This window comes from Bradyrhizobium sp. 153 (genome assembly GCF_023073835.1).
GTDB lineage: Bacteria > Pseudomonadota > Alphaproteobacteria > Rhizobiales > Xanthobacteraceae > Bradyrhizobium.
The window spans coordinates 1-3,640 of record NZ_JADPKH010000140.1; the positions used below are offsets into that span (position 1 = coordinate 1).

A 3,640-nucleotide genomic window follows, 5' to 3' on the forward strand; every position below is an offset into this window, starting at 1 on the left:
CCATCCATGCTGGCCTCCCGCCCAGCCAGCATGGTGAATCAGAAACGAACTGATTTGGGAATCCCAAATCGATTCAACCAAACCCCATCCCGCTTTAGCGATCAACCTGCCGGCGTCGTATCTGAGAAAGTCGCAGGCCGTCCGCGACCTCTGCCGCCGGATGCCGGCGCATCCGGCCTTTGGCGGGCTGACGATTGAGATCGCCAGCCATGAGGCGATCAACGACCTCGATTTTTTGGCTGAGATCGCTCGCGAGATGAGCTTTTACAATATCGGCCTGTCGATCGACAAGCTGGGCGCCAACTGGCCAGAACTGATGGGACTGAATAAGATTCCCTTCATCAAGCTGAAAGCCGACCGGCAATTCGTTGCCGGCTGCGGCAAGGACAGGCTGAAACGCACGGTGTGCCGTCACATCGTCGAGCTCGCTCAGGGTTACGGTGCGCGCGCCGTCGCGGAAGGCATCGAGAGCGGGGCGGATTTGGCAGCGGTCAACGAGCTCGGTTTCGACCTCGTCCAAGGCTATCTGTTCGGCAAGCCGATGCCGGTGAATAAGTTTGCTAGAAACGCTTTGACACCAACCGTGATGGAGCAGGAGTGAGGCGCGAAGGCTCACACACAGCGGCGTGCGAAGAACACGCCGGCGACCAACAGCGCTGCCGCGGCAATTATGCTCCAAGCAACCGGCTCGAGGCGCCGACTGTATGCGTAAGGCACGGGATTGGTGTTTTGCTCGCACGCAATTCTAGTCGTCCGTTAAGAAGCCGAATTGAGCGGGGCTGGACAGGCGAGCATGCGCCATAGCTGGACCAGGAAGAGGCCCAAGAGTTCTCTGAGCCAGGCAGGGATGCGGCGGAAGTTGTGGCCCACGGCCGAGAGGATGACGTTGGCGGCATCTCCTGCGCGGCCCTTGAGGTAGCAGCGTCCGAGGTGACCTTCGGTCTTCAGGTGTCCGATGATGGGTTCGATGGCGGAGCGGCGGCGCAGCTCGCGCTTGATGACACCGAAGACGCCGCGCTTCTGGCCGGAGATGAAGACGCGACGGCGATTTTGCGCGTCGTGGCCGCGGTATCCCTTGTCGACATAGGCCCGCTCGATCGAACAGCCGGTGAGCGTCTCGGTGCGGTCAAGGACGTCCCGCAAGGTGTGACCATCGTACGGGTTATCGGGCATCGCCCTGGCGTGAAGCACGAACAGGCCACCGGGAGCCCGGCGGTTGTTGGTGACGATGGAGGCCTTCACGCCGAACTCGTAACTGGCCTTGCCCTTGCCGATGCACTCGACCTCCGGAGCATGGAAGGAATACAGCTTCCAGCCGCGCTGGCGCTGCTGCTGCGAGCGGATCTGGGTGGCTCGGCTCAGCGGGAGGGCGAACGCCTCCTCCAGTGCAGGCTGGCCCCCGATCTTGCGGCGGATGTCGCGGATGATCCGGCCCAGCCGGCTGCGCAAGATACGCAACTGCCGATGATGCCGCCTGAACTGTTTGGCATGGGCGTAGCGGCCCGCCATCATCGCGGCGGCCTTGGCCACGCGAGAATAGGATTGCCGCAGCCTGACGCCGTGTCTTCTCGCCAGGCGGTGAGGCCATTGATGGCCGCATGCAGCAGCTTGGCGTCGGTCGGAAAGGTGATCGCCTTCGGCTGCACCGTGGTGTCGACCGTGACCCGCTGGAGGTCTTGGCCACGTAACGCGCCGGCCTCGTGTGCCACCCGCAGGCTCTCGGCCAGCAAAATCTCCAGCTTGTCGCCGAGCCGCTTGCGCCAGTGGCTCAGGTCCGAGCGCTCGTGCGGGAAGACGTGGAAGAACTCTTCGCCGGTGAAGAACTGAAAATACGGGTCATGGACCCAGCGTTCGCAGACCCCCTCATCGGACAACCCGCAAATGTGCTTGAGCAACAGCAGCCCGATCACGAAGCGGGTCTCGATCCCGGGCCGGCCGTTCTCGCTGTAGAGCGGCGCGATCTCGCCGTCGATCCAGTCCCAATCGACCTTGCCAGCGAGCAGAACCAGCTCGTGCTTCGTGTTGATGATCTGGTCCAGCCGTGCCCGGAACAGATCGTTCGATCCCGTCGTCTTATGCTTCTTCGGCCGCATCGTCGCCCTCCGATGCAACACAGAATCATGGTCCGCAGCGAAGGGAAATCCATAAAACGAAATTGCACGGTTTGAGCTTCTCAAGCTCCCAATCCCTGCAATCTCAAATGCCTCCGCATCCGAAAAACAGACTCCCGCTCAATCGCTTGGCTTGTTCACGGACGACAATTCTAAGGCAGGTGAACATCAGTGTGCCTCATGCCGACAATTGAATGGGTGTCCACGCATCCTCATCTACTTGTCGAGGATACGTCAAGGGATGTAGCTCTGCCGCACTGAGTCATGCGTCCATATGGAATTGGGCGGTGCGCTCGTGGGAAAGGCCGCTGCTAGTGCGACGGCTTTCAGTCTAGAGCCGGTGATTACCTGAACAGGGATGGAGCTAGTCTCAATCGATTTTGGAATTTCTAACCAGCGCGTTTCGAATTCACCCTGTTGGCTGGCGAGAGGCCGGCTTAGATCAGCAAGCCATATCTCTGGCCTGTCCATAGCGCATGGTAGCCGCGATTGGGGGCGGATTGTCCCGAAATCGGCCCGCCGAGCAGTTTGGGGCGGCCAGCAGGAGGCGATTGGCCTGCTTGAAGCGGGGCGACGGAACCGGCAGCGTTGAGCCCCGCCAGACCGGTGGCCGCAGGCCGAAGGCGATTTCGGGCGCGTATGCTGAATCGGCGGATTTGATCCATTACGACAGCCAGACCCATAAGAAAATAGATCCCGGCTTATGATCTGTAGTGCGATGTAGCATTCAGTCGTGCGCTCATGGCGAGGCAAAATGGCCGCCCGGAATTTGCATCTTGCAGGGTTGAAGCGGGGAGACTCATGACCGTTTCGCCGGCGGTCTGTTTCTGTTGTGTGTGCTCAACTGCGACGAAGCCAAACAGCATGCAGGCCGTAAGGAGCGTTTAACGTCTTCTGGCGGACCAAACGCATTGCCGCAACAGGCTGAAAGTGCCGAGTGCAAGGCTCCGAAATTGAGGCATAAAGTCCGTTGTTTAAGCAGCCCTCAAGTTGCAACATCTTTATTTTGCGCTTCCGCCGCTCCTAAAGGAAATGGAAGCAAGTTGATGGGGTTGATGAAACGAGCGCGCATTGAACAACTCTAAATCGTAAAAAATGATCGACAAACCCGTTTAAGTAGCCAGTGCTATACATCTCTAGATAGATTAGGCTCTCGAAGTGGTGGCTCGTGTCCGCTTCGCGAGCTCATGCCGCGACCAGTGCCAATCTTCGTGTGCGCAAAAGGTCGTGCGAGTTGAATGAGAACGACGCAGTCGTTGTTCGAGGATTTTCCAAGCATCAGTTCAGAGACGACGCGAATCTTATGCGAGCTCGAAAAGAAAGCAGGTTTCGTTTCATGGACCGGACAGGGATTGCGTCTATGATCTACACTGTTTGATCTGCCGGCAAATCGATGCGGTGACGCTATCTGCATATGTCCCTTGGGAACTGCGCTAGGTGTTTAGTCCCGGCATTTGCTGGAGCGGATTGAGTTTGAATCGTTCTGGCTGGGAAGTCCAGCATTTGCAGATGTACTCGTAAGGCGTGAG

1 protein-coding gene and 1 pseudogene are annotated in these 3,640 nt (G+C 58.7%); one reads left to right on the top strand and one right to left on the bottom strand.

Annotation, left to right across the window (positions count from 1 at the left end):
• The first annotated feature begins 37 nt into the window (after positions 1–37).
• The gene (locus IVA91_RS31930; RefSeq protein WP_346015547.1) at positions 38–601 is read left to right on the top strand and encodes an EAL domain-containing protein; all 564 of its coding nucleotides are present in this window, start codon (positions 38–40) and stop codon (positions 599–601) included.
• 155 nt (positions 602–756) lie between these two features.
• On the opposite strand, the pseudogene IVA91_RS31935 reads toward IVA91_RS31930, so the two are convergent.
• A pseudogene (locus tag IVA91_RS31935) lies at positions 757–2,093 on the bottom strand (IS5 family transposase).
• Positions 2,094–3,640: the final 1,547 nt, after the last annotated feature.